The organism is Nitratireductor sp. GCM10026969 (assembly GCF_042660605.1).
Classification (GTDB): domain Bacteria; phylum Pseudomonadota; class Alphaproteobacteria; order Rhizobiales; family Rhizobiaceae; genus Chelativorans.
This window is the reverse complement of record NZ_JBHSUM010000057.1, coordinates 1-25,578: the sequence shown is the minus strand read 5'-3', so window position 1 is coordinate 25,578 and position 25,578 is coordinate 1. Positions and strand designations below refer to the sequence as shown.

18 protein-coding genes are annotated in these 25,578 nt (G+C 65.6%); 13 read left to right on the top strand and 5 right to left on the bottom strand.

Features of this window, described 5'->3' with window-relative positions; translation table 11 throughout:
* Together ACFP9U_RS13305 and pdeM are read left to right on the top strand one after the other, a co-directional pair.
* A partial coding sequence (locus ACFP9U_RS13305; RefSeq protein WP_378622080.1) for a ligase-associated DNA damage response DEXH box helicase occupies positions 1-2,444 on the top strand: 2,444 nt, incomplete at its 5' end.
* Positions 2,441-3,157, top strand: coding sequence for a ligase-associated DNA damage response endonuclease PdeM (gene pdeM / locus ACFP9U_RS13300; protein WP_378622079.1), 717 nt, complete (start codon positions 2,441-2,443; stop codon positions 3,155-3,157). The genes ACFP9U_RS13305 and pdeM, both read left to right, overlap by 4 nt.
* A 64-nt stretch (positions 3,158-3,221) precedes the next feature.
* Here pdeM and ACFP9U_RS13295 read toward each other — a convergent pair whose 3' ends face one another.
* The 3 genes from ACFP9U_RS13295 to ACFP9U_RS13285 all read right to left on the bottom strand — a co-directional run bounded on the left by ACFP9U_RS13295 (position 3,222) and on the right by ACFP9U_RS13285 (position 8,718).
* A complete protein-coding gene (locus tag ACFP9U_RS13295; RefSeq protein ID WP_378622077.1) occupies positions 3,222-4,010 on the bottom strand; it encodes a TIGR02186 family protein in 789 nt (262 codons plus the stop codon).
* A gap of 3 nt (positions 4,011-4,013) precedes the next feature.
* Complete coding sequence (locus ACFP9U_RS13290) at positions 4,014-4,934, bottom strand: sulfite exporter TauE/SafE family protein (RefSeq protein ID WP_378622075.1); 921 nt, start codon at positions 4,932-4,934, stop codon at positions 4,014-4,016.
* A gap of 172 nt (positions 4,935-5,106) precedes the next feature.
* Positions 5,107-8,718, bottom strand: coding sequence for a peptidoglycan-binding protein (locus ACFP9U_RS13285; protein ID WP_378622074.1), 3,612 nt, complete (start codon positions 8,716-8,718; stop codon positions 5,107-5,109).
* Positions 8,719-9,055: 337 nt separating this feature from the next.
* Here ACFP9U_RS13285 and ACFP9U_RS13280 point away from each other — a divergent pair, with 337 nt between their 5' ends.
* The 6 genes from ACFP9U_RS13280 (at position 9,056) to ACFP9U_RS13255 (ending at position 16,677) form a co-directional block, all read left to right on the top strand.
* A complete protein-coding gene (locus ACFP9U_RS13280) occupies positions 9,056-10,849 on the top strand; it encodes an acyl-CoA dehydrogenase C-terminal domain-containing protein (RefSeq protein ID WP_378622072.1) in 1,794 nt (597 codons plus the stop codon).
* A 38-nt stretch (positions 10,850-10,887) separates the two neighbouring features.
* On the top strand, positions 10,888-12,096 hold the full coding sequence (locus ACFP9U_RS13275) for an acetyl-CoA C-acetyltransferase (protein WP_378622071.1): 1,209 nt from the start codon (positions 10,888-10,890) through the stop codon (positions 12,094-12,096).
* A gap of 11 nt (positions 12,097-12,107) precedes the next feature.
* Positions 12,108-14,330, top strand: a complete 2,223-nt coding sequence (locus ACFP9U_RS13270; RefSeq protein ID WP_378622069.1) for a 3-hydroxyacyl-CoA dehydrogenase NAD-binding domain-containing protein — start codon at positions 12,108-12,110, stop codon at positions 14,328-14,330.
* 392 nt (positions 14,331-14,722) lie between these two features.
* Complete coding sequence (locus ACFP9U_RS13265; protein WP_378622067.1) at positions 14,723-15,283, top strand: thioesterase family protein; 561 nt, start codon at positions 14,723-14,725, stop codon at positions 15,281-15,283.
* 47 nt (positions 15,284-15,330) lie between these two features.
* Positions 15,331-15,966, top strand: a complete 636-nt coding sequence (locus ACFP9U_RS13260) for a 2-hydroxychromene-2-carboxylate isomerase (protein WP_378622065.1) — start codon at positions 15,331-15,333, stop codon at positions 15,964-15,966.
* A 69-nt stretch (positions 15,967-16,035) separates the two neighbouring features.
* Entirely contained in the window at positions 16,036-16,677 is a 642-nt protein-coding gene (locus ACFP9U_RS13255; RefSeq protein ID WP_378622064.1) for a S24 family peptidase, read from the top strand.
* A 147-nt stretch (positions 16,678-16,824) separates the two neighbouring features.
* Here the strand turns inward: ACFP9U_RS13255 and ACFP9U_RS13250 are convergent, their stop codons facing one another.
* Positions 16,825-18,480 carry a lysine--tRNA ligase gene (locus ACFP9U_RS13250; RefSeq protein ID WP_378622062.1) on the bottom strand — a complete coding sequence of 552 codons (1,656 nt, stop codon included), beginning with the start codon at positions 18,478-18,480 and terminating at the stop codon, positions 16,825-16,827.
* Between the two features lie 133 nt (positions 18,481-18,613).
* Between ACFP9U_RS13250 and ACFP9U_RS13245 the strand changes: the two genes are divergently transcribed.
* Together ACFP9U_RS13245 and ACFP9U_RS13240 are read left to right on the top strand one after the other, a co-directional pair.
* The gene (locus tag ACFP9U_RS13245) at positions 18,614-19,030 is read left to right on the top strand and encodes a tellurite resistance TerB family protein (protein ID WP_322450996.1); all 417 of its coding nucleotides are present in this window, start codon (positions 18,614-18,616) and stop codon (positions 19,028-19,030) included.
* A gap of 52 nt (positions 19,031-19,082) precedes the next feature.
* Entirely contained in the window at positions 19,083-19,907 is an 825-nt protein-coding gene (locus ACFP9U_RS13240; RefSeq protein ID WP_378622060.1) for a sterol desaturase family protein, read from the top strand.
* Here ACFP9U_RS13240 and ACFP9U_RS13235 read toward each other — a convergent pair.
* Positions 19,901-20,770, bottom strand: a complete 870-nt coding sequence (locus ACFP9U_RS13235; protein ID WP_378622082.1) for a transporter substrate-binding domain-containing protein — start codon at positions 20,768-20,770, stop codon at positions 19,901-19,903. The genes ACFP9U_RS13240 and ACFP9U_RS13235 overlap by 7 nt on opposite strands.
* 426 nt (positions 20,771-21,196) lie before the next feature.
* On the opposite strand from ACFP9U_RS13235, the gene ACFP9U_RS13230 reads away from it, so the two are divergent.
* From ACFP9U_RS13230 to phoU, 3 genes are all read left to right on the top strand, one after another.
* Complete coding sequence (locus ACFP9U_RS13230; protein WP_378622059.1) at positions 21,197-23,173, top strand: glycosyltransferase family 2 protein; 1,977 nt, start codon at positions 21,197-21,199, stop codon at positions 23,171-23,173.
* Positions 23,174-23,328: 155 nt separating this feature from the next.
* Complete coding sequence (gene phoR, locus ACFP9U_RS13225; protein ID WP_378622057.1) at positions 23,329-24,591, top strand: phosphate regulon sensor histidine kinase PhoR; 1,263 nt, start codon at positions 23,329-23,331, stop codon at positions 24,589-24,591.
* 109 nt (positions 24,592-24,700) lie between these two features.
* Positions 24,701-25,432: a phosphate signaling complex protein PhoU gene (phoU, locus tag ACFP9U_RS13220; RefSeq protein ID WP_322451270.1), complete on the top strand. Its 732-nt coding sequence runs from the start codon at positions 24,701-24,703 to the stop codon at positions 25,430-25,432.
* Positions 25,433-25,578: the final 146 nt, after the last annotated feature.

Genomic DNA, 25,578 nt, shown 5'->3' with positions numbered 1-25,578 from the left:
CCGCGCGCGGATGGACGCCGCGCCCGCACCAGCTCGAACTGCTCAAGCGCACGCAGGAAGGCCGCTCGGTCCTGCTCATCGCGCCGACGGGCGCCGGCAAGACGCTGGCGGGCTTCCTGCCGTCTCTCACGCATCTGGCCGAGCGGCCGAAGCCGAAGCCGGGAGCGGCGCGGCAAGGCGTGCACACGCTGTACATCTCGCCGCTCAAGGCGCTCGCCGTCGATATCCAGCGCAACCTCACGCGGCCCGTCGAGGAGATCGGCCTCGATTTCCGCATGGAAACACGCACCGGCGACACGCCGGCACATAAGCGCCAGCGCCAGAAATACGCGCCGCCGGACATTCTCCTGACCACGCCGGAGCAACTCGCCCTCCTGATCGCCTCGCCGGACGCCGACCGGTTCTTCGCCGGTCTGCGCTATGTCGTACTCGACGAGCTTCATTCTCTGGTTACCTCGAAGCGCGGACACCTGCTTGCGCTGGGGCTGGCAAGGCTGCGCCGGCTGGCGCCGGAGGCGGTCGGCATCGGTTTGTCGGCCACCGTCGCCGAACCGGAGGCGCTGCGCCGCTGGCTGGTGGACCAGAACCCGGCCGGCCGGATGGCCGACATCGTCACCGTGGCCGGTGGCGCCAAGCCCGAGATCACCATTCTGGAGACGGACGAGCGCGTGCCGTGGTCCGGCCATTCGGCGCGCTATGCCATCCCCGCCGTCTACGAGGCGATCAGGCGGCACAAGATGACGCTCATCTTCGTCAATACGCGAAGCCAGGCGGAACTGCTCTTTCGCGAGCTGTGGCACGTCAACGAGGACAATCTGCCGATCGCCCTGCACCACGGCTCGCTGGATGTCGCCCAGCGCCGCCGAGTGGAGAAGGCGATGGAGACGAACAGCCTCAGCGCCATCGTCGCCACCTCCACGCTCGACCTCGGCATCGATTGGGGCGATGTGGATCTCGTCATTCATGTCGGCGCGCCCAAGGGGGCGAGCCGGCTCGCCCAGCGCATCGGTCGCGCCAACCACCGCATGGACGAGCCAAGCCGGGCGATCCTGGTGCCGGCGAACCGGTTCGAGGTGATGGAGTGCCGTGCCGCGCTGGAGGCCAATTATCTGGGCGCGCAGGATACGCCGCCTCTGGGCGAGGGCGCGCTCGACGTGCTCGCGCAGCACGTGCTGGGGCGGGCCTGCGCCGGGCCTTTCGACGAGGCGGAATTCTTCGAGGAGGTGAGAAGTGCCGCGCCCTATTCCGGGCTCGACGCCGGGGCCTTCTCGCGCGTGGTCGAATTCGTCGCCACGGGCGGCTATGCGCTCAAGAGCTACGAGCGCTATGCCCGCATCCGGCGCATGAAGGACGGCCGCTGGCGCATCACGCACCCGCGCGTGGCGCAGCAATACCGGCTCAATATCGGCACCATCGTCGAATCCCCGATGCTCAATGTACGGCTGGTGCGTGGCGGTGGCCGCCAACGGGGGGGCATGGTGCTGGGCAAGGTGGAGGAATATTTCCTGGAAACGCTGGCGCCGGGTGACACCTTCATGTTTTCCGGACGCATCCTGCGCTTCGAGGGCATCCGCGAGAACGAGGCATTCGTGACCAGCGCGTCCGGCCAGGACGCCATGGTGCCGGCCTATGCCGGAGGCAAGTTTCCGCTGTCGACCTATCTGGCGGGCGAGGTGCGTGGGATGCTCGCCGATCCGGATCGCTGGCGGGCGCTGCCCGAGCAGGTCTCCGACTGGCTGCACATCCAGCAGGAGAAATCGGTGCTTCCGCGCAAGGAAGACCTCCTGGTGGAAACCTTCCCGCGCGGCGACCGCTCATACATGGTGGCCTACCCGTTCGAGGGGCGGCTTGCGCACCAGACGCTCGGCATGCTGCTCACCCGGCGGCTGGAGCGCGCCGGTGCCCGGCCGCTCGGCTTCGTCGCCACGGATTATTCGCTGGCCGTCTGGAGCCTTGGCGACATGGGCGGCATGATTCGCCGGAAGGCGCTTTTTCTGGCCGAACTCTTCGACGAGGATATGCTGGGCGACGACCTGGAAGCCTGGCTTGCCGACAGCTGGCTCATGAAGCGCACCTTCCGCAATTGCGCCGTCATCTCCGGCCTCGTGGAGAAGCGCCATCCGGGGCAGGAGAAGACCGGCCGCCAGGTGACGGTCTCGGCCGACCTTATTTATGACGTCTTGCGCACCCATGAGCCCGACCACATCCTGCTTCAGGCGACCTGGCGGGATGCGGCCACCGGCCTGCTCGATGTCGAGCGTCTCGGCGAGATGCTGTCGCGCATCCGTGGCCGAATCGTGCATAAGGATCTGGAGCGGATCTCGCCGCTCGCGGTGCCCGTCATGCTGGAGATCGGCAGGGAGCCGGTGGCCGGCAGCGCCAACGAATCGTTGCTGGGCGAGGCGGCGGAGAACCTGATCGAGGAGGCCATGGGCGGCGTATGAAAGTGGTGAGCAGGATCGAAGCGGCCGCGCACGGCCCCGTCGAGATCGCAATGGCCGGCGAGCGCATGGTCTGCGATCCCTCGGGCGCGCTCTACCTGCCTGCCGACCGCCTGCTCGTCGTCTCCGACCTGCATCTGGAAAAGGGCTCCTCCTACGCCCGCCGGGGCAGCATGCTGCCACCCTACGATACTGCAGCCACGTTGGCACGGCTTGCAAACGTCGTGGCGCGGCTTCGGCCGGCGGTCGTCGTCAGCCTCGGCGACAGCTTCCACGACGATGGCGGCGCCGGGCGCATGCCGGAGGTCTTCCGCGAGCGCCTGCTGCAACTGATGGAAGGCCGGGAATGGTACTGGATTGCCGGCAATCATGACCCGTCCGCACCCGATAACCTTCCCGGCCGCTGCGTGGACGAGCTTGCGCTCGGCGATCTCACCTTCCGCCATGAGCCGTCGAAGGGCGGCGGCGAGGGCGAGATCGCCGGGCACCTGCATCCGGGCGCCCGCATCGTGCGCCGGGGTCGCTCGGTGCGCCGCGCCTGCTTCGCCTCGGACGGAAGGCGCCTCGTCATGCCCGCCTTCGGCAGCCTCACCGGCACGCTCAACGTGCTCGACCGCGCCTTCGCCGGTCTTTTCAAGCGTGAGTCTCTGACCGCCTACATGCTGGGGGCGAACCGCGTCTACCCGATCGCCGGCGGCGCGCTGCGGCCGGCATGAACTAGCTATCCAACTTTACGCAATTTGAACGGAGAACCGGCTTCCACTTTTCCTGGAATTGCTCTTAATCCCGCCGGAAGACCATGCGGCCCACCCATCCCGTCACGATGGCCACGAAAACGGCGCCGAGCCCGTAGAGCAGCCCGTTCTGGTGGGCGAACTCGAAAATGCGTTGCTCGATACCGGCCTTGCGGATGGTCAGCGCCGCCGATGTCTCGCGCACGAAGGTGCCGTTGCGGAAGAGGAAGGCGCGCGCCCGGTGCGTGCCCACGGGAACGTTGGGGGCCAGTTGCAGGGTAGCGCGGAACAGACTGCGCGAAAGGAACTGCACCCCGCCGGGACGCTCCACATAGAGCCCCGCGGCCAGCTTGCGGGCGCGCAGGGCGGCCGTGAATTCCTCGATCGTCTGCGGATTGCCGTCCGCGTCGAGCGGCTGCAGGCGCACATTCTCGACGCGAAGCGCCAGCCGCTCGTAATTGGCCGTATCCGTGATGTCCTGCGGTTGGCGTGTCAGGGCGACGGAATAGGACGCCGGCACGTCGCGAAAGACGAGGGAATGGGTATTGATCCACATCCCCAGAACACGCGTCTTCTTGCGCACGACGGTTGTACGCGGCGGGCCCTCCAGGACGACGATCACATCATAGCCGCCCTGCCGGCTGATCAGCGGATCTATGTCGTCCACGGCACCGAAGATCGTGAGATTGGCGCCGGCGAAATCGGAGGTGATAGAAACGCGGTCGGTGGAAAGGCCGATCTGGATATCCTCGCTCGGCGCTTCCTGGCCGAACGCGTTGCCCGCCAGCGCAGCCCCGAGGAAAAACATGATGGCGGCGGCGAGCGGGGCCATCATTCCTCAAACCCCTCCGGTGGCGAGCGAATACAGACTCGCGGGCCGCACGAAGAGGTCGAAGGCAAGGCGGAGCGCCACGGCAAGAACCAAAAGAGCGAGGAGCGCGCGCAGCTGTTCGCCGCGCAGCCGCTGGCCGACCCGCGCGCCATATTGCGCCCCGGCCACGCCGCCCACCATCAGCAGGAAGGCCAGCACGATGTCGACCGTCTGGTTGGCCGTCGAATGGACGACGGTGGTGAAGGCGGCGACGAAGACGATCTGGAACAGGGACGTGCCGATGACGACATTGGTCGGCACCTTGAGCAGATAGATCAGCGCCGGCACCATGATGAAGCCGCCGCCCACGCCCATGATCGACGCCAGGAAGCCGATGATGGCGCCGATCCCGACGATGGGAATGACGCTGACGAAGAGCTTGGAGGCGCGAAACCGCATCTTGAGCGGCAGGCGGTGGATCCAGTTGTGCTGACCTGGCCGCCGGAGCGTGGCGCCTTGCCCGCGCTTCGCGCGGCGGATCGCGCGCACGCTCTCGATCAGCATGAGGCCGCCGATGGAGCCGAGGAAGGCGACGTAGAGCAGGGAGACGATGAGGTCGAGCTGGCCGAGCCGGCGTAGATAGGCAAAAACATAGATGCCGAGCGAGGATCCCACGACGCCGCCTGCCAGAAGCACCAGCCCCAGCTTCACGTCGAGCGAGCCGCGCTTGAAATGGGCGAGCGCCCCGGAGAACGACGAGGCGATGACCTGATTGGCGCCGGTGGCCACCGCGATCGCCGGTGGAATGTTGTAGAAGATCAGGAGCGGGGTGATGAGGAAGCCGCCACCCACCCCGAACATTCCCGAGAGGAAACCGACCGCGCCCCCCATGGCGAGTAGAACCACCATGTTGACGGATATTTCCGCGATCGGGAGATAGATGCCCACCCGCGACACCAAAAGCGTTGTTTTCCAATGCGCAACGGGACCGCTGCGCACATTCGACTATTGTTCGTTCTTGCGCCTACAGCGTCGCGAAGTCAAACGTGCCGGGGCGGAATACTTTGAAAACCCGCATGAAATTGCGCAGCAGCAGTGGCTCCCGCGCGCCGCTGCTGCCTTATTGCGAAGTCTCCTGACGCTCGAGCAGCGCCCGCACCAGCTTGGCGTTGATCTCGCCTGTCTCCGCCATCCCGTTTTCCTTCTGGAAGGCCTTGATCGCCGTGCGCGTCCGCGCCCCCAGCACACCGTCGGCGGGACCGGCTTCGTAGCCGCTGTCGTTGAGGATGCGCTGGATGTTGGCGACCGCCTTCTTCAGATCGACGCTGCCGGTGACCGTCTCGTCGGGCAGCCACGCGTCCGGAATGTCAACCACATTGGCCGCCGGGTCGGCCTCGCGCGCTTCCCAGAGTTTCGCCTTGCCCTGCGCCTTGGCGAGATCGGCGGGCGCCATGGTTGCGGCAATCTCGTCGCGCTTGACGGCGGCGTCGGTGTCGCCCGTCCGGGCGACGATGTCGAACCACTTGTATGCCTCGCTCAGATCGCGCCGCATGCCGACGCCCTTGGCGGCCAGGATGCCCAGGTTGAACTGGCTGTCGGTAACGCCGAGGTCGGCTGCTTCCTGGAACCAGCGGGCGGCGGACTCGTTGTCCGGCGTGCCGTCCGCACCCATGGCGAACAGGACGCCGAGATTGTGCATGGCGCTGGCGTTGCCCTGTTCGGCGGCAAGCTGGTACCACATCTTCGCCTTGGCGATGTCGCGCTCGATCCCGCTGCCCTTTTCGTAGAAGTGGCCGATGCGGTATTGCGCAGGCGCAAGGCCCAGCTCCGCGGCCTTCTCGTACCACCGGGCGGCCTCGGCCATGTCCTGCTCGACCCCGATCCCCTCCGCAAAGCGGTTGCCGAGTTCGTAGAGCGCGGCCACTTCGCCGTTCGCTGCCGCCTCGCGCAGCGCTGCCGGCCCGATCTCGTCGGGAATTTCCAGCGGCTCCGGAACGGCGGTTTCAATCGCCGTGTCCACCTGTGCATCTTCACCCTGGCGTGCGGTCGGCGCTGCCGGCTCCTCGCCCGCTCGGGCTTCGTCCTGCGGCGGCGACTGCGTGCCTATGGCGGCGGTCTCGATGCTTTCGACCGAGGGCTCGGACATCCCGGCGAAACGTGCCGGGACGGCATCTTGCGTATCCGGTGCTGCGTCTTGCATGTCCGGTGCGGACGTCGCCTGCGCCTGCACTTCGACTTCCGCCGGCGGCGCTCGCTCTGCCACCTGCTCCTCGCCGGGTATCGTCGCGCGCAGATAGTACAGCCCGCCGGCAACGATAATGGCGCCGGCGGCCGCCAGGAGAAGAGTCCTCTTGCGGCCGCGCAGAAGACCGCCCTTGCGGACCTTCTCCGATTCCCCGCCCTTGCGGTCCTTCAGCATTTCCGCTTCCGCCGCGGCCGCCTGCGCGGCACGGCGCGCGGCGGCGATGAAGTCGGCCTTGGCGGTGTCGTCGCGCTCGGCCTCGTTCCGCTCGCGTTCGTCGCGCACGCGGCGGATGATGGCGTTGAGATCGGGTGCGCCCGAACCGGGCTCCAGCGGTTCGTCGGCGTGATCGGCGTCCAGCGTGACGGCGCTCTCGTCGTCTTTGGCCGTCTCGGCGACGGACGGCTCCTTGCGGGTCGGCGCCTCCTCTTCCCGCGTGCGCCCGCCAAAGGCGCGCGACAGGCCGCCGAGCAACGATTGTCTCGTCTCCTTGGAGCGCAGGGAGCCATCATCCTCCTTGAGCGCGGCATCGGCCGCTTCGGTCGCGGCTTGCGCCGGCGTCCGCCGGGCTGGTGGGAGGGTATCGGCGTGATCGGACGTGTCGGAATGCGCAGGAGCGGCATCGACGGGGCCGGCGGCAACGGCTGTCGTGTCCTCAGGGCCCGCCTGTTCGAGGGAGCCCAGCCTCTCGACGATCTTGAGCAGCGTGTCGTGAATGGCCTCAAAGGTCTTGCTGTTGCGCTCCTCCGACTTGCGGGCGAGTGCTTCGAGCCGCTGCAGGTCGTCCTTCAGGCTGTCGTCGCCCGCCTCGGCATGGGCAGGCCCGAGCGACTGCACAGCCTGTTCGGCCGCCCGGCGAGCCGCGTCCAGCATTCCGGCCCTGCTTTCGCCGATGGAGCGTTCGATGCTCTCCAGCCGCGGCGCCAGCGTCTCGAATCTCTGCTCGTCCGCGGCCGGACGCGCCAAGTGCGCCGAAAGGGCAGCGATCTGGCTCTCGAGGTTGCCGATGGTTTCCGGATCGACGCTCGGGCCCGCGGGCGCGGTGTCCCGCAGCCGGTCGGAAATATCCTCCAGCCGCGCCTCGAGAACGCGCAACGCTTCCGATTCGCCGGGCTCGCGCGCATTGTCGATGTGGGCGGCCAGTTCGGCGAAACGGCTGTCCATCGCCGCCATGAGACCGGATTCGTCCACGCCGGAGCCGGCCCTGTCGAGCCGCTCGGCCACGTCCTGCAGCCGCCGCTCCAGGTCCTGCAGCAGGCCCTGGCTGTGCATGAGCGCGTCCTCCTGGCGCTGCTCGACCATCCTGGACAGGGCGGCGAAGCGCTCCTCGAGGCCGAGGAACAGGTCATCGGCGTCGCGCGGCAAGGGTGCGGCGTCGAGCTTCTGCGCGATCTGCGCGACATGGGTGGCCAGCCGCTCCACCGCCTGTTCCGGCAGATCGATGCGGCGGGCGATCTCATCCACGCGGTCGGTGAGATGGTTGAGCCGCTCGATCACCATGCCGTCGGGCGCGGCCTCGGCGAGCTCGTTGATCTGGTTGGCCAGCGAAGCGATGCGCGCCTCGATCCGTTCAAAGGGCCGCGGGTCGAAGGCGGCGCGCGCGGTGGACGCGGTGATGGCGCGAGAGATCTCGTCCATCCGTTCCTCGATCAGCGCACGGAGGTCCGGTTGTCCGCGGTCATGCTGGACGGCGAACTGGTCGAGGGAATCCGCCAACGCCTGCACACGCTCTTCCAGAGAGCGGAGCGGCAGCGTTTCGGGCAGCCTGTCCACCGCCGCGCTGATTTCGGCCAGGCGGGCATGGAGGGTCTCCATGCCCGGGTTTCGCCCTTCCCGCGCGCGGGCCGCCATTTTGTCCTCGGCGGCGTTCCAGCGCTGGTCGGGCGAGCGCACGGTCTCCTCGCGGGCGAGGTTGGCGAGCGAGGCCCTGACCTGCTCCAGCTCCAGCCGCAGCAGATTGGCGTTGCGGTCGTCGCTGCGCTCGGCCAGAAGCGCGATCGCTCGGGAGAGGCGCGCAAACTCGGCGTTCAGCTCGTCGGTGAGGGGCGACGGCGGCACGGCTTCCATGATGCCCGACAGTTCCTTGCGCAGCTCGTCGAACTCGCCGCGCAGGCTGGAGCCCACCATCGAGCGCATCTCCTGACGCAGGGACTCCAGCTCGGAGGCGATGTTGCCGATGGATGCGCGCTGGTCCTCCTGGCGCCGGGCGTCCTCGATCTCCCGGGCGAGCCGTTCCTGGCCGGCATGCGGTGCCTTGTCCGTTGCGGGCTCGGGCCGCCGGTTGGCGGGCTCGCCGGCAAGTGCCTCGTCCGAGAGGCGCTGGATGCGCCGTGCCATATCCTCGTCGCCGCCGGCGGCCTCGCGCCGTTCGCCGCCGCCCAAACGCCGTTCCAGCTTGTCGAGCGTGCGGTTGATCTCTTCGAGGGCAGTACCGGACCTGCGCTGCCGCCCCGCATTCAGGTTGTCCAGATAGGACCGCTTGCTGCTCATAACGCCCGCCTCTCCGCGGCTGTCGGCTCGCCGCAATTACAAACGACACGCGGGGAAACACCGGGACCGGTCGCCGTGATGGCCTTGCGGTTCCGCGAGGTTCCCCTCGATCGGCACCCCGCGATCAGCGAAGCAGACGGCGGGGAAGGTCCGACGCGGCAAGAATCGCCAATCGTGGTAAACATCCGGTTAACCATTGTTACCGAGGCGCATGCACTCCGCCGTTGACCGACTTTGCCGCACTGAATTACGTTTACGCGAACGTCAAAGATTGATATGAGGCGGGCGAGACCGGCGCGGGCGCCAGCCCGTCCGAGAAGTTCGTGCTGGAGGACTCATGCCGACCTACAGGGCCCCTGTTCGCGACACGCTGTTCGTGCTTCGCGACGTGCTCGGTTACGGGCGTTACGACAATCTGCCGGGCTTTGCCGATGCTTCGCCCGACGTACTGGAGGCCATCCTGGCGGAAGGGGCGAGGCTGGCCGAGAACGTCATGCAGCCGCTCAACCGCGCCGGCGATACGGAAGGCTGCACGCGCCACGAGGATGGCTCGGTTTCAACCCCGAAAGGTTTCGGTGAAGCCTATCGTCACTACTGCGAAGGCGGCTGGATGGGGCTTTCCGCGCCCGTCGAATATGGCGGCCAGGGCCTGCCCTATCTGGTCCATTCGGCGGTCGGCGAATATCTCTCCTCGGCCAACATGGCGCTGATGATGTATCCGGGTCTGACCCAGGGCGCGATCGCCGCCATTCTCACCCACGGCACCGACGCGCAGAAGAACCGGTTCTTGCCGAAGATGATCGAGGGCGCCTGGACGGGCACGATGAACCTGACCGAGCCCCATTGCGGCACCGATCTCGGTCTCCTGCGCACCAGGGCCGTGCCCAATGGTGACGGCAGCTACAAGATCTCCGGCCAGAAGATCTTCATCTCCGCCGGCGAGCACGACCTTTCCGAAAACATCGTCCACCTGGTGCTCGCCCGCATCGAGGGTGCGCCGGAGGGCACGAAGGGCATTTCGCTCTTCATCGTGCCGAAGCTGAAGCTCGACGAGGACGGCAATCCCGCCGGGCCGAACGGCGTTTCCTGCGGCGCTCTGGAAGAGAAGATGGGCATTCACGGAAACGCAACATGCGTGATGAATTATGACGCGGCGGAAGGCACCCTCCTCGGCACGGAGAATGGCGGGCTGAAGGCCATGTTCACCATGATGAACGAGGCGCGCCTCGGCGTCGGGATGCAGGGACTGGCAATCGCCGAGGCCGCCTACCAGAACGCCGCCGATTACGCGCGCGAGCGGCTGCAGGGCCGGGCGCTCACCGGCGTCAAGGCGCCAGGAGAAAAGGCGGACCCGATCATCGTCCATCCGGACATCCGCCGCATGCTGATGACCATGCGTGCCTTCAACGAGGCCGGCCGTGCGCTCCTCCTTTGGACGGCGCTCCAGTCCGACATTGCCCATCGCAGCGAAGATGAGGCCGAGCGCGCGCAAGCCGAGGACCACCTCGCGCTCATGACGCCGGTCATCAAGGGCGTGCTCACCGACAAGGGCTTCGAGAACGCGGTGATGGCGCAGCAGGTCTTCGGCGGTCACGGCTATATCGAAGAGCACGGGATGAGCCAGTTCGTGCGCGACGCCCGCATCACCCAGATCTATGAGGGAGCCAACGGCATCCAGGCGCTCGACCTCGTCGGCCGCAAGCTGCCGCAGGACGGCGGCCGCGCAGTGCAAACCTTCTTCGCGACGGTCGGCGAATTCTGCGAGACGCACCGTGCGGACGAGAAGATGGCGCCCTACACCAAGGCACTGAAGAAGGGGCTGAACGATCTGCAGTCCGCCACGCTGTGGCTGATGCAGAACGCAATGCAGAAACCGGACAACGCCGGCGCCGCATCCTACGACTATATGCACCTCCTCGGGCTCGTGGCGCTTGGCTATATGTGGGGCCGCACGGTCAAGACAGCGCAGGACAGGCTCGCCGAAGGCGGGGAGGATACGTCCTTTCTTGAAGAGAAACTCGTCCTCGGGCGCTTCTTCATGGAGCGGGTGATGCCGGAGACGGGCGCGCACCTCGCCCGCATCGCATCAGGCGCCGAAACGGTGATGGCGCTGCCCGCGGAGGCATTTTAAGGTGCCGGCAAACCGGCAAGGAACGAAGGGAGACGGGAATGGCTGACGCCTATGTCTACGACGCCGTGCGAAGCCCGCGCGGCCGCGGCAAGAAGGACGGCGCGCTGCACGAGGTGCCGGCCGTGCGGCTGGCCGCAAGAATGCTGGAGGCGGTGCGCGACCGCAACGGGCTCGACACACGGCAGGTGGACGACATCATATTCGGCTGCGTCGATCCCGTCGGCGAGGCAGGCTCCGTGATCCCGCGCTCGGCGGCCTTCGAGGCGGGCTACGACAATCGGGCGCCGGGCATGCAGATCTCGCGCTTCTGCGCTTCCGGGCTCGACTCCATCAATCTGGGGGCAGCGAAGATCGCCGCAGGCTCCGACGAGATCGTGATCGCCGGCGGCGTGGAATCCATGTCGCGCGTCGGCATGGGCATGTCGGGCGGCGCCTGGTTCATGGACCCCTCGGTGGGGCTTCCCGCCTATTTCATGCCGCAGGGTGTTTCCGCCGATCTGATCGCCACGAAATACGGCTTTTCCCGCGACGACGTGGACGCCTATGCCGTGGAAAGCCAGAAGCGGGCGAAGAAGGCCTGGGACAAGGGCTATTTCAAGAACTCGGTCGTGCCCATCAGGGACCAGAACGGGCTAACCATTCTCGACAACGACGAGCACATGCGCCCCGACACGGATATGCAGGCGCTGGCATCGCTCAACCCGTCCTTCACCATGCCCGGCGAGATGGGCGGGTTCGACGCGGTGGCGGTGCAGCGCTATCCGGAGATCGAGGGCGTCAACCATGTGCACCACGCCGGCAACTCGTCCGGCATCGTAGACGGCGCTGCGGCCGTGCTGCTCGGCTCGAAGAAGGCCGGCAAGGGGCTGGGGCTCAAGCCGCGCGCCAGGATCCGCGCCTTCACCAATATCGGCTCCGAACCCGCCATCATGCTGACGGGTCCGGTGGACGTGACGAAGAAGCTTCTGAAGAAGGCGAAGATGAAGCTTTCGGACATCGATCTGTTCGAGCTCAACGAGGCCTTCGCCTCGGTGGTGCTGCGCTATATCCAAGCCTTCGACATCGACCGCGGGAAGATCAACGTCAATGGCGGGGCGATCGCCATGGGCCACCCGCTCGGCGCCACCGGCGCCATGATCTTCGGCACCGTGCTCGATGAACTTGAGCGCCGTAATCTCAACACGGCGCTGGTGACGTTGTGCATCGGCGCCGGCATGGGCACGGCGACCATCATCGAGCGGGTTTGAGGGGATTGGACATGGCTGATTACAGGAACTTTACCGTCGAGACCGACGCCGACGGCATCACCCTCGTCACCTGGGACATGCCGGACCGCTCCATGAACGTCTTCACCGAGGAGGTGATGGACGAGCTGGAGGCGATCGTCGACCGCCTCGCGTCGGACGAGGCCGTCAAGGGCGCCGTGATCACGTCGGGCAAGGAGACGTTTTCCGGCGGTGCCGATCTCACCATGCTGCAGGCGATGCTGGGTCGGTTCGAAAAGGAGAAGGGCAAGGACCGCGAAAAGGCGGTGAAGCTTCTCTTCGACGGCGCCGGGCGGATGGGCTGGCTTTGGCGCAAGCTGGAGACCTCAGGCAAGCCTTGGGTCTCCGCCATCAACGGCACCTGCATGGGTGGGGCGTTCGAATTGTCGCTCGCCTGCCACGGGCGCGTTGCCGCCGAGGGCGATCACGTGAAGTTGGCGCTGCCGGAGGTGAAGGTCGGCATCTTTCCCGGTGCCGGCGGCACCCAGCGCGTGCCGCGGCTCGCCGATACGCAGGAAGCCCTGCAGATGCTGACGACGGGCAAGACCCTGTCGCCGCAGAAGGCGAAGGCCATGGGCCTCGTGCATGAGGTGGTGCCGGCGAAAAAGCTGGTGGACGCGGCAAAGAAGATGATCCGGGACGGGCTCAGCCCCGTGCAGCCCTGGGACGAGAAGGGCTTCAAGCTGCCGGGCGGGCCGGTCTATTCGGCCGCCGGCGCCAATCTCTGGCCGCCGGCAATCGCCATCCTGCGCCGCGAGACCTACGGCAACTATCCTGCCGCCACGGCCATCCTGAAATGCGTCTATGAGGGGCTCCTGGTGCCCTTCGACACGGCGCTCACAATCGAGCAGCGCTATTTCACCGAGATCCTGCAGACGCGCGAGGCGGCGGCGATGATCCGCTCGCTCTTCGTCTCGCTGCAGGCTCTCAACAAGGGCGCACGCCGGCCCAAGGACATGCGGGCCACGAAGCTGAAGAAGGTGGGCGTGCTCGGCGCCGGCTTCATGGGTGCGGGCATCGCCCATGTGACGGCGCAGGCGGGCATCCCCGTGGTCCTCATCGACCGCGACCAGGAGGCGGCCGACGAGGGCAAGGCCCATTCGGCCGCCCTGATGGACGGCCTCATCAAGAAGGGCCGCGCCACGGAGGCAGAAAAGGAAAAGCTGCTCTCGCTGATCACGGCCACGCCCGACTATGACCAGCTCGAGGGCGCCGATCTGGTGATCGAGGCGGTGTTCGAGGAGTCAGGCGTGAAGAAGGAGGCGACCGAAAAGGCGGAAGCCGTGCTGAAGTCGTCGGCCATCTTTGCCTCCAACACCTCGACCATTCCCATCACTTCGCTGGCGAAGAATTCGAAGCGGCCGAAGAACTTCGTCGGCATCCACTTCTTCTCGCCCGTCGACCGGATGATGCTGGTCGAGATCATCATGGGCAAGAACACCGGGGAGAAGGCGCTGGCCGTCGCCATGGACTATGCGCGCGCGATCAAAAAGACGCCCATCGTCGTCAATGATACGCGCGGCTTCTACGTCAACCGCTGCGTGCTGCGCTACATGCAGGAAGCCTATTCAATGCTGAACGAGGGCGTGCCGGCGCCCATGATCGAGAACGCGGCCAAGATGGCCGGCATGCCGGTGGGGCCGCTGGCGCTAACCGACGAGACGGCCATCGATCTCGCCCAGAAGATCATGAAGCAGACGATCCGCGATTTGGGCGAGAAGGCCGTCGATCCCCGCCACATGAAACTGATCGACACGATGGTCGACAAGCATGGCCGGCGCGGCCGCAAGAACGGCAAGGGCTTCTACGACTATCCCGAAAAGCCGGCGAAGAAGCATCTGTGGCCGGGGCTCACGGAGCTCTACCCGCAGAAGACGCCGGAGGAGATCGATGTCGGGGAGGTCAAGGACCGGCTGCTCTTCACCATCGCGCTCGAGGCCGCGCGCGTGATGGAGGAAGGGATCGTGACGGACCCGCGCGAGGCGGATGTCGGCTCGATCCTCGCGTTCGGCTTCGCGCCCTATACGGGGGGCGTCCTGTCCTATATCGACGGGATCGGCGCGGAGCATTTCGTTGAGCGGGCGAAGCGGTTGCAGAAAAAATTCGGCAGGCAGTTCAAGCCGCCGAAGCTTCTTCTCGACATGGCGGAGAAGAGCCAAACCTTCTATACACGCTTCGCGCATGAGGATCCCGCCGCGATGAAGAAGGCCGCCTGACAGGCGATGAAGGCCGGCCCGGTGGCGGGCTGGTTCCTTTGAAGTTTCGAGGGTCTATTGAGATAAAGGACGTGACCGTGGCGCTGGCCCCCTCTCTTGCAACTTCCAAGGACTTAGCTTTGCTAAGCCCAGGAATTTGCTTCCGAGCTTGTCGAGGAACTCCCCCGTCCCCTTCGACAAGCTCAGGAGGGGGAGATAGGCGCACGCCCGAGCGTTTCTGCAAATCATCGATGCTGTCGATTGGCGGAAGCGGTGGTGCAAGCGTATCTCCCCCCTTGCGGGGGAGAAAGCGATTTCAACATCTTAGCCGGAGGCTAAGTGTTAGAAATCGCAAGAGAGGGGCCCGCTTGCCGCGCTCATCCGATCAATGGCCCTTAGGCCGGATCGCATAAATGTATGTCTGGTTTCGGCTCCTGCGGGTCGCCGCGGCAAGCCGCCGCCGGGGGCGCTTCAAGGTCGGCGATGAGAGCCGGCTCGCCTTTCGCTGCCTGCCGAGCGACATCGACATGAACTTCCACCTGAACAACGCCCGTTACATGATGCTGGCGGATGTCGGGCGGATGGACATCTTCTTCCGCAGCGGTCTCATCTCGACCGCCCGCCGCAAGGGCTGGGGGCCGCTGCTCGGCGGCCTGCAGGTGGCCTATGTACGCGAAATCCGCCTGTGGCAGCGCTTCGAGATCGTCTCGACGCTGGAGACCTGGGAAGGCACGCAGATCATCGGCCGCCACCGCTTCGTGCTGGCCGACGGTCGCACCGCCGCCATCATCCTGACGACCGGCGGCGTCTACGACTTCCGCAACCGCGCCTTCCTGCAGGTGAGCGAGGTGATGCGAATGCTTGGCAATGAAGCACCCCCGCGCCCGCCAAACGAGGCGGAGCAGGCCTTCATGGCCTCGCATCAGGGCTTACGCGCCATCGCAAAAAAGGAGCCTGTGCCCTTTTCCGGCTAGCCGGAGCCTTCTACCTTGGCGAGATCGGCACCTGATCGGAGGCTCCCATGCCCAACACCATCGACTACTACATGACGACGATGTCGCCCTTTTCCTATCTCGGCCATCAGACCCTGCGCGCGGTGGGGCAGAAGCATGAGGCTTCGATCCGGGTGAAGCCGTTCGACCTTCTGAAGGTGTTCGAGAATTCCGGCGCCGTTCCGCCGGTCAAGCGCCCGCCCGTGCGCCAGCGCTATCGCTTCATCGAGCTGCAGCGCGTGGCGGACTACCGCGGCATGCCGATCAACCCGAAACCGAAATACTGGCCGGTGAACCCGGCGCTTGCCGACCACACGATAATCGCGCTTGTCGAGGCCGGGCACGATCCGCTGAGCTACATGGAGCGCGTCTTTGCTGCCCTCTGGGCGAACGAGGAGGACATCGCCGACCGTGCGGTGCTGGCCGGCTATCTGCGTCATGAAGGCTTCGACGCGGAGCAGATCCTGACGGCGGCCGAGGCGCCGGGGACGACGGCCATCCGCGCCCGGAATACGGAGGAGGCGATCGCCGCCGATGCCGTGGGCGCGCCGGCTTATGTGCTCAACGGCGAAGTCTTCTGGGGTCAGGACCGGGTCGAATATCTCGACCATGTGCTCGCCAGCGGGCGCAAGCCCTTTTCCGCCGCGCCGTTTATGGACAATTGAGCCGAGAGGGAGTAGAACCCGTATACAGGCATTTTTTCCTGTCTACGATTGCATGGCGGAGGAGCGAGCGTGCTTTCGCACGACAAAGTGTGGGCGGCAATCGACGCGCTGGCGGCGCGCTGTTCGCTCTCCGCTTCGGGGTTGGCCAAGAAGGCGGGCCTTGATTCCACGGCCTTCAACCGTTCCAAGCGCTTCTCATGCGACGGACGGCCGCGCTGGCCTTCGACCGAGTCCCTGGCCAAGGTCATGGCCGCAACTGGTGTCTCGCTGGATGACTTCATGGCGCTCATGGAAGGGACTTCCGGTGCACAGGCACACCCCCCGCGCCCCTGCGTTCCACTGATCGGCTTCGCCCAGGCCGGCGCCGGCGGCTTCTTCACCGATGCCGGCTTCCCGGCCGGCCACGGCTGGGAGGAGGTCGAACTGCCGGGAAAAGTCAGCGAAGGCGCCTATGCGCTCGAGGTGCAGGGTGATTCCATGCTGCCGCTCTACCGCGACGGCGATGTGCTCGTGATAGAGCCCGCCGCCGCCGTGCGCCGTGGCGACCGTGTTGTCGCCAAGACCATCGACGGCGAGGTCATGGCCAAGATCCTGGCGCGCCGCAGCGCGGGGGAAATCGAGCTTTTGTCGCTCAATCCCGACCATCCCAACCGCGTGCTTTCCGCCGACGAGGTGGAATGGATCGCCCGCATCGTCTGGGCCAGACAGTAGGGCGCCCTTCGGCAGGCTCATCCTTCGGCAGGCTCAGGATGAGGACTGGCATTTGCGTCTGCCTTTCAACGCTATCGTATGCAGAGCACAGCTTGCCTCGCCCTCATCCTGAGCCTGTCGAAGGACGAGGGCAGGCACACGCCAGAGTCACGCCGTCAATTCTCCTGCCAATGCCTTTTCGATGAGCGTCCGCGTCTCCTTGATGCCGTAGAGCGCGGCGAAGGAGCCGAAGCGGGGGCCGCGCTCCTGGCCGAGAAGGACCTGGTAGAGCATCTGGAAGAAGGCGACCGAAACACCCGGGCCGCCGCTCGGGCTCTTTTTCTTGTGGTCCTGATAGCGCTCGATGCCGCGCGCCACGTCGAGGGCGGCGTTCTGGATCGCCTCGCGGTCGGCATCGGCGGGCAGGGCGGCGAGTGCTTCGGCGAGCGCGGCCAGCGCCTGACGCTCCACCGCGTCGGGTTCGCGAAACTCCTTTGCCGGCTTCACGAAGTCCTCGAAATAGCGGATCGCGTAGCCGACCAGCCGATCGAGCTCGGGGTGGCTTTTGGCCGTGACACCGGGTGCGTAGCGCGAGATGAAGCCCCAAAGGACACCCCTCTCGTGGGCGTTGGACGCGCTGACGAGATTGAGCAGAAGCGCGAACGGCACCGGCAGGTCGATCGCCGGCGGGTTGCCGTCGTGGATGTGCCAGACAGGGTTGTTGAGCCGGCTATCCGAATCCTGCGACTGGTAGACAGACAGGAATGAGTAATACTCGTCCACCGCCTTCGGGATCACGTCGAAATAAAGCTTCTTCGCCGTTTTCGGCTTCTGGTACATGTAGAGCGACAGGCTCTCCGTCGGCGCATAGGCAAGCCATTCGTCGATGGTCAGCCCGTTGCCCTTGGACTTCGATATCTTCTGGCCCTTTTCGTCCAGGAACAACTCGTAGTTGAACCCCTCCGGCGGGCGTTCGCCGAGCGCAGTGCAGATGCGGGAGGCGAGCTTGACGCTGTCGATCAGGTCCTTCCCGGACATCTCATAGTCGACGCGCAGCGCGGCCCAGCGCATGGCCCAGTCCGGCTTCCATTGCAACTTGGCTCGACCGCCGGTAACCGGTGTTTCGAAGCGCCGGTCCGTCTCCGGGTCGCGCCACACGATGGTGCCGGCATCGACATTGCGCTCCTCGATCGGCACCTGCATCACGACTCCGGTCTCGGGATGGATGGGCAGGAAGGGCGAATAGGTCTGCGCCCGCTCCTCGCGCAGGGAGGGCAGCATGATCGCCATGACCTCCTCATAGCGCTCCAGAAGCTTCAGAAGCGTCGCGTCGAAGCGCCCGGAGGTGTAGTAGTCCGTCGAGGAAGCGAACTCGTAATCGAATCCGAACTGGTCGAGAAAGGCGCGCAGGCGCGCATTGTTGGCCGCCCCGAAAGACGGGAATTCGTTGGAGAACGGATCCGGCACGCGCGTCAGCGGCTTGCCGAGATGGGCGCGCAGCATCTCCTGGTTGGGTACGTTGTCGGGAACCTTGCGCAGGCCGTCCATGTCGTCGGAAAAGCAGATGATGCTGGTCTTCACCCTGTCCTCTGTGAGGACACGAAAGGCATGGCGCACCATGGAGGTGCGTGCCACCTCGCCGAAGGTGCCGATATGCGGAAGACCGGACGGGCCGTAGCCGGTCTCGAACAGCACCGTCTCCGGATAGCCGCGCCCCGCGTAGCGTTTGACGATCCTGCGCGCCTCCTCGAAAGGCCAGGCCTTGCTTTCGGCCGCGGCCGCGATCACATCGGGCGTGAGTTCGAGCGCGTTTGTTGTCGTCATATCCGGTTTTCCAGAGGGTGTATGTCGGCGCTGGTCTAAGGCTGGGCCGCCGGTGCGTCAATCGAGACATGGATTTTTCGTTGCGGCGGCAAGGCGCACCGCCTACCTTCGCCGCAAAAGGAGCAGGTGAAGAATGAGCCTACAGCCGTCCACCCACGAGGCGCTGATCTACCTGATGGTCATCATGTCGGCGGCCGATCGCGACATGACGGACGCCGAACTCGGCAGCATCGGCCGCGTGATCCAGACGCTGCCGGTGTTCCGCGGTTTCGACGAGAACCGGATCATCGAAGTGGCGCGCCAGTGCCAGCAGATTCTGCAAGAGGACGACGGGCTCGAACGCATCCTCGGGACAATCCACGACGTCGTGCCGGCGCGGCTCCACGACACGGCCTATACGCTGGCGGTCGAAGTCGCGGCGGCCGACCTGCACGTGGAGCCGGAGGAAAAGCGGATGCTGCAGATCGTCCGCGGCCGCCTGCAGATCGAGCCGCTGGTCGCCGCGGCGATCGAGCGGGCCGCACGGGCCCGCCACCGCAGCCTGGCGTGAGGCTCAAGCACATGTGAGTGGCATGGAGGCGGCCGGCGCGCGATAAGAAGGCATGGACGCATTCATCCTGTCAGAGGCCGCCATCCGCCTTGCGGCTTTCACCGGCATTTTCGTCGCCATGGCGGCGTATGAGCTTTGGTCGCCGCGGCTGGAACGGGCGGAAATGGCCGGCGCCTGGAAGACGCGGCGCTGGCTCACCAATCTCTTGCTGCTGGTCATCTCCGCCGCGACCCTGCGGGTCGTCTTTCCGGCCGCCGCCGTCGGCGCTGCCCTGTGGGCCGAGACGCAGGGCTGGGGGCTCTTCCGCTACTTCGGCTTCGATCCGCTTGCGGCCGGCATCGTCGCCTTCGTCGTGCTCGATTTCGCCGTATGGCTGGAGCATGTCGCCAGCCACAAGATTCCGATTCTATGGCGCATTCACCGCATGCATCATGCCGACAACGGCTTCGACCTCACGACGGGGTTGCGGTTCCACCCGCTCGAGATCCTGATCTCCATGCTATGGAAGGCCGGCGTCGTGGTCGCGCTGGGAGCGCCGGTGCTGGCGGTCCTGATCTTCGAGATCGTGCTCAACGGCGCGTCGATGTTCAACCACGCCAATATCGCCATCCCGAAGCCGCTCGACCGCGCACTGCGCCTGGTCGTCGTGACGCCGGACATGCACCGCGTGCACCACTCCAGCATCCGCCGCGAAACCGACGCGAACTACGGCTTCAACTTTCCCTTTTGGGACCGCCTGTTCCGCACCTATGTGAACCAGCCGAGCCGCGGCCACGGCGGCATGGAGATCGGATTGCGCGAATTTCGCGGGCCGGTTGCGGCGGGGTTCCTCTGGGCGCTCGCCCTGCCCTTCAGGGCACTGAAGCGCGATCAGTAGAAGCCGATCGGGAAATAGCGCAGGTAAAGCTCCTCGAACGTGCCGCTCTCCTCGATTTGCTGCAGGGCGTAATCGAGCGCGTCGGCAAGCGCCGGCGCGTCCCGGCGGACGGCGATGGCCATCCCGCGGCCCAGATATTCCGGTGCAAGATATGGTCCGTCCGCGAAGGCGCAGCAGCCGCCGGCGGCCTCCGTATCGGCGAGCCAGAATGACAGCCGCATCCCGTCGCCGAAGGCGGCGTCGATCTCTCCCGCCTGCAGATCCTCGAAGAGCCACGCCTCGCGCGTGTAGGTGACGGGGCGCGCCCCGGGAAACAGGTCACGCAGCATCTCTTCATGCGCAGTGCCGGCCATGACGCCCACGCGCCGGTCCGCGACCGCCTCGTAAGCGGGGCCCTGGAAGGTTGAATCGCGGCGCGTCACGAAACGGGCCGGGAACTGCAGATAGGACCGGGAGAACCGGTATCGGTCACGTGCCCCCCGCGTGACCGCCAGACCCGCCAGGATCGCTTCGCCCTCGCCCGCCTCAAGTGCGCTTTCCAGCTCCTCGAAGGGCAGGGCCTGTATCTGGCAGCGCTCGGCAAGCTCCAGCGCGTCGCAGATTGCGCGCGCCAGGTCCACGTGAAAGCCGACGAGGCGGTCTTCGGAATCAAGGAAATTGAACGGAAAGAAATCCGTCGTCGTCAGGAAGCGCAGGCGGGTCAGGCCTGAAACGTCCGGGCGGCTCACCGACTGTTTCGAATCCCAAACATGGGGGACTTCCGTCCCGGCGCGCAGGAACTGGGCCGTAGTACACAGCAGGATTCCGGTCAGGACAGCAGCGGCAAAGGGGCGCAAGCCGTCAAATCTCCACAGAAACGAAATAGACGCAAGCGAAGGAGGAGCCCTTTGAAGAAGAGATGACCAAGTCAACCATGCACCATATCGTTGCAGAACCGAAGGCCCATTGACGGAAAGGTTTAAATTTCACATTATGAACTTATAACCGCCGGAGGAGAGGGACGGCCGGCTTCGGGGGAGAAGTTGGGGGGCCGACATTGTCAAAGAGATATCCAGGAGTCTGGCGACCGTTGTACCGTATGACGGTCGCACAGGAGCCGTTGCGTGACGAGTCCGTTGCGTCGCGGCAAATCGTTTCTTCTTTCTCGTCATTTTCGTTCATGTTCTGACTCGCATCGGGATATCACGCCCGCGGCGTTCACGCACTTGTTCTTACGGTGAACCATGTTTGTGCCGGGTGCCAGCAAGGGAACTGGAGAGCCGTTCCGCAATCGCGCGGGCGAACACCGCTTGGCGGATAACCCGCGCGCGGCGCCAGTCCGGCCCTCGGGTCTGGTTGATTGGTGGCCGCTGCTGGAGCAGCTCGGCATCCCCTATCACGAGCTTCAGGCGGTGGAAGCGCGCGGCCGGCTTGCCGGCGTGCCCTTTCAGAGGGAATTGGCCGTTTCCGGCCTGATCGATGAGGACGATCTCTATCGCACGTTGGCCCGTGCGCTCGGTGTCGGTTTCGTGCCGGAAATCCGCCCCGCCAGCCTGATCATGCGCCAGCATCATTGTCTTGCCGCACTGCGCCGCATCGGCGGGATCGGCAACGCGGCGGCTATCGACAATGACGGTCAGACCTTGCTCCTGATCGCGCCGGAGCGCATCGATATCGCCGCTATGCGCGCGTATCTGCGACGCCACCCGCGGATCGCTCGGCATATCCGGATCGTTCCGCCTTCGGTGCTGCGTTCGGCGGTCCAGCGCCTGGCGCGGAGAAGCCTGTCCCGCATCGCCATCCAGGACCTGTTCGACCGGATGCCGGAATTCTCGGCGCGCTTCGTCCTCGTCCCTTGGCAGGGCGCGGTGCTGGGTGCCTTCGCCGTGGCGCTCTTCGCATCGCTGGCATTGTGGCCGGTCCCCTCGCTGTTGACGCTGCATGTCCTGTTGTCGCTTTTCTTCCTGGCCTGCGTCATGTTGCGGGTCATCGTCGCCGGTGCCATGCGCGGACAGCGCCCTTCGCTCTCACTCAAGGCCGTGCGCACGGACGAAATGCCGGTCTATACGGTTCTCGTCGCACTCTACAAGGAAGCAGAGGTCGTCCCCGATCTGCTGGTGGCGCTGGGGCGGCTGGTCTGGCCGCGCAGCAAGCTTGAAATCAAGCTCGTGTGCGAAAGCGACGATCACGAGACACTGCAAGCCCTGCGGGCGCAAAAGCTGCGGTCCTACATCGAGATCATCGAAGTGCCGCCCGAAGGCCCCCGAACGAAGCCGAAGGCACTGTCCTATGCGCTGCCGATGACGACGGGCGAATTGCTGGTGCTCTATGATGCGGAGGACCGGCCGCACCCCTTCCAACTGGTCCAGGCATGGCAACGCTTCCGTGAAAGCGGGGAGGAACTCGCCTGCCTGCAGGCTCCGTTGCTGATCTCCAACCGCCGCGAAAGCTGGCTTTCATCAATGTTCGCCTTCGAGTACTCGGCGCTGTTCAACGGGCTTCTGCCCTGGCTTGGGCGCAACCGGCTGACAATGCCGCTGGGCGGTACCTCGAATCACTTTCGCCGCTCGGTGCTCGAGCGCGTCGGCGGGTGGGACCCCTACAACGTGACGGAGGACGCCGATCTGGGCCTGCGCCTGCACAGGCTCGGCTATGACACCGACACGATCACCTTTCCCACCTATGAGGATGCCCCTGCGACGGCGAAGGTCTGGCTGCCGCAGCGCACCCGCTGGTTCAAGGGGTGGGCACAGACCTGGCTGGTCCACATGCGCGATGTCGGCGCACTCTGGCGGGATCTGGGGCCGCACTCCTTTCTGGCCACTCAGGTGCTCACGGCCGGAATGCTGCTTTCCGTGCTTGCCAACTCCCTCTTCGTCCTGACCGTTTTAGGCCTTTCCCTCCATTGGGCGCTCTATGGCACGTTGCTTTATCATTCACGTGTGCTCCTCCTGCTCGACGCGATCAATCTCCTGTTCGGATATGGCGCCTTTCTGGCGCTCGGCTGGTGGACGCTGCGCAACACCGAGCGGCCGAGGCTGTGGAAACTGGCCTTGCTCACCCCGGCCTATTGGCTGCTGTTGTCCATTGCGGGGTGGCGTGCCATCTGGCACCTCTACCGCCGGCCGCACCTGTGGGAAAAGACGCCGCATCGCCCGAACCGGCCGAGACCCGCCGGGCCCGTCCCCCGGAAGAGGCGTGCGGCGTCAAACGCCTCGGGCGGTTCACCATCGGCACGAGTGCCGAAGTCCCGGACAGCCTTGGAAACTGCCGGGGATCGGGATTAAGCCTCCAAGTCGATACTTCTGACAGAAACGTCTTGAACCGCCGGTGTATCGGCGGTTCGTCCTTGTTCATAAACCGATTCCCTCGTGGCGGTAGGTTGATGCTAGAACATCATCGATAAGTTCCGGTGCAATCCCCCTTGAACCAGGGTGCTTGAATGAAGAAGGAAGATGCCGCGCGTGGCGGCAGCGCGAAGGCCGCGCTGAGGCGCCTGGCCCGCAACTGGCACATTCTGGCCGCCGCATCCGCGGCGTTGCTGGCGCTCGATCTCTTCCTGGTCGGCAGCGGCGCGGTGGCGGCGCTCGCGGTGGCTTTCGTGCTGGCGGTCGCCGCCTTCTTTCCGGGCAAGAGGCGCGAAGGCATGCCCGAAAAGGGCGACGACGCCCTGACACGGGACCTGGGCACGCTGCCGGCGCTCCACCTGGCGGCGGCCGTGCAGGACCCCCTCTACGTGTTCGACGAGGGCGGCACCGTCGTCTATGCCAACGAGGCGGCAAGGACCGCGTTCGGCTCCACCGCACAAGGCACATCCCTGCAGTTGCGCTTCCGCGCCCCGGAGATGCACGACTTCATCGCCCGCGTGCTCGAAGGAGGTTCCGGTCCCTTTGCCACGGATTACACCGAGCGCGTGCCGATCGAGCGGGCCTATCGCGTCTCGGCGATGCCGATCGGCGAGGGATCGGGCCTTTTCGTGCTTCTGTTCAAGGATCAGAGCGAGGCACGGCGCATAGACCGCATGCGCGCGGACTTCATCGCCAATGCCAGCCACGAGTTGAGGACGCCGCTCGCCTCCATCGCCGGCTTCATCGAGACTTTGCGCGGGCCGGCCCGCGACGATCCGGACGCGCGCGAGAACTTCCTGCAGATCATGCAGGATCAGACCGCGCGCATGGCCCGGCTGATCGACGATCTCCTATCGCTCTCGCGCCTGGAAATAAAGTCCCATATGAAGGGTGGCGAGCACATCGACCTGAAGCAGCTCCTCGAATCCGTGCGCGATTCCATGGCGCATCTGGCGGCCGAGTCCAATGTCGCCATCGAGCTCGACCTGCCCGAGGCACCGATCAAGGTTCAGGGAGATCGCGACGGGCTGGTGCAGGTCTTCGAAAACCTCCTTGAGAACGCCTGCAAATATGGCGGCTCCGGCGGGCGGGTGATGATTACGGCGACGGCAGCGGAGCAGGATGGCTCGAAACGCGTGACGGTGACCGATTTCGGACCGGGCATCGCCGAAGAGCACATCCCGCGCATCACGGAGCGCTTCTACCGGGTCGACGTCGAGAACAGCCGCGCCCAGAAGGGCACCGGACTCGGCCTTTCGATCGTCAAGCACATCCTCGCCCGGCACGGTGCTCGCCTGTCGATCCGCTCACGCGTCGGCGAGGGCTCTTCCTTTACCGTCATCTTCCCCCCGGAATAAGGACGGCCGGCACACTGGCATCCGCGCCCGTCGCGCCTATTTCTTGTTCCCGTCATGTGGATGGCCTACCAAGGTCGGGGGTGATTTGCCCAGGAGAAGCTCGGTGCCAATACAAAGCCAGCACATAACGCACTCTTTCGATACGGAACTGCGTTTCCTGACCAACCAGATCGGCGGAATGGGCGGTTATGCCGAGCGCATGGTGGAGCAGGCGGTCGCAGCGCTGGTGAGCGGCGACATCGAGCTGGCACGAAAGGTGGTCGAGGACGATGCGTTTCTTGACGAGAAGGAACGCGAGATCGGCGAAAAGGCCGTGGTCGTCATCGCCAAGCGGCAGCCGATGGCCGCCGACCTGCGCGAGATCCTCGGCGCGATCCGCATTTCCGGCGACCTCGAGCGCGTCGGCGATATGGGCAAGAACATCGCCAAGCGAGTGACGGCGGTTGCCGAGACGCGGCAGCCGCCGCGGCTCTTCCGCGGCATTTCGGCGCTGTCCGACCTGGCGCTGACGCAGCTCAAGGACGTTCTCGATGCCTACGCTTCGCGCTCGGCGGAGAAGATCAGCTTCGTGCGCGATCGCGACGAAGAGATCGACGCGATGTACACCTCGCTGTTCCGCGAACTGCTCACCTACATGATGGAAGATCCGCGCAACATCACCGCCTGCACGCATCTCATCTTCTGCGCCAAGAACATCGAGCGGATCGGCGACCACGCCACCAACATCGCCGAGACCGTCTATCACATCATCACCGGCACGATCCTGCCGCCCGAGCGGCCCAAGGAGGACGAGAGCCACCGTGTCACCGCGCCGGCGTCCGACGAGCCGCGCGAGCGCTGATTGCGGGCTCAGCCGGTCCTTGCCTGCCGGGTATGCCGGTGGAGCCAGGCGGCCGTGCCGAGCGTGGCGAGCGAAACAGCGGTGAGTGCCGCAAAGGCCGCGCCGTAGGCTCCGGTGTCGATCCGGGAAAGCAGGACGACGACGAG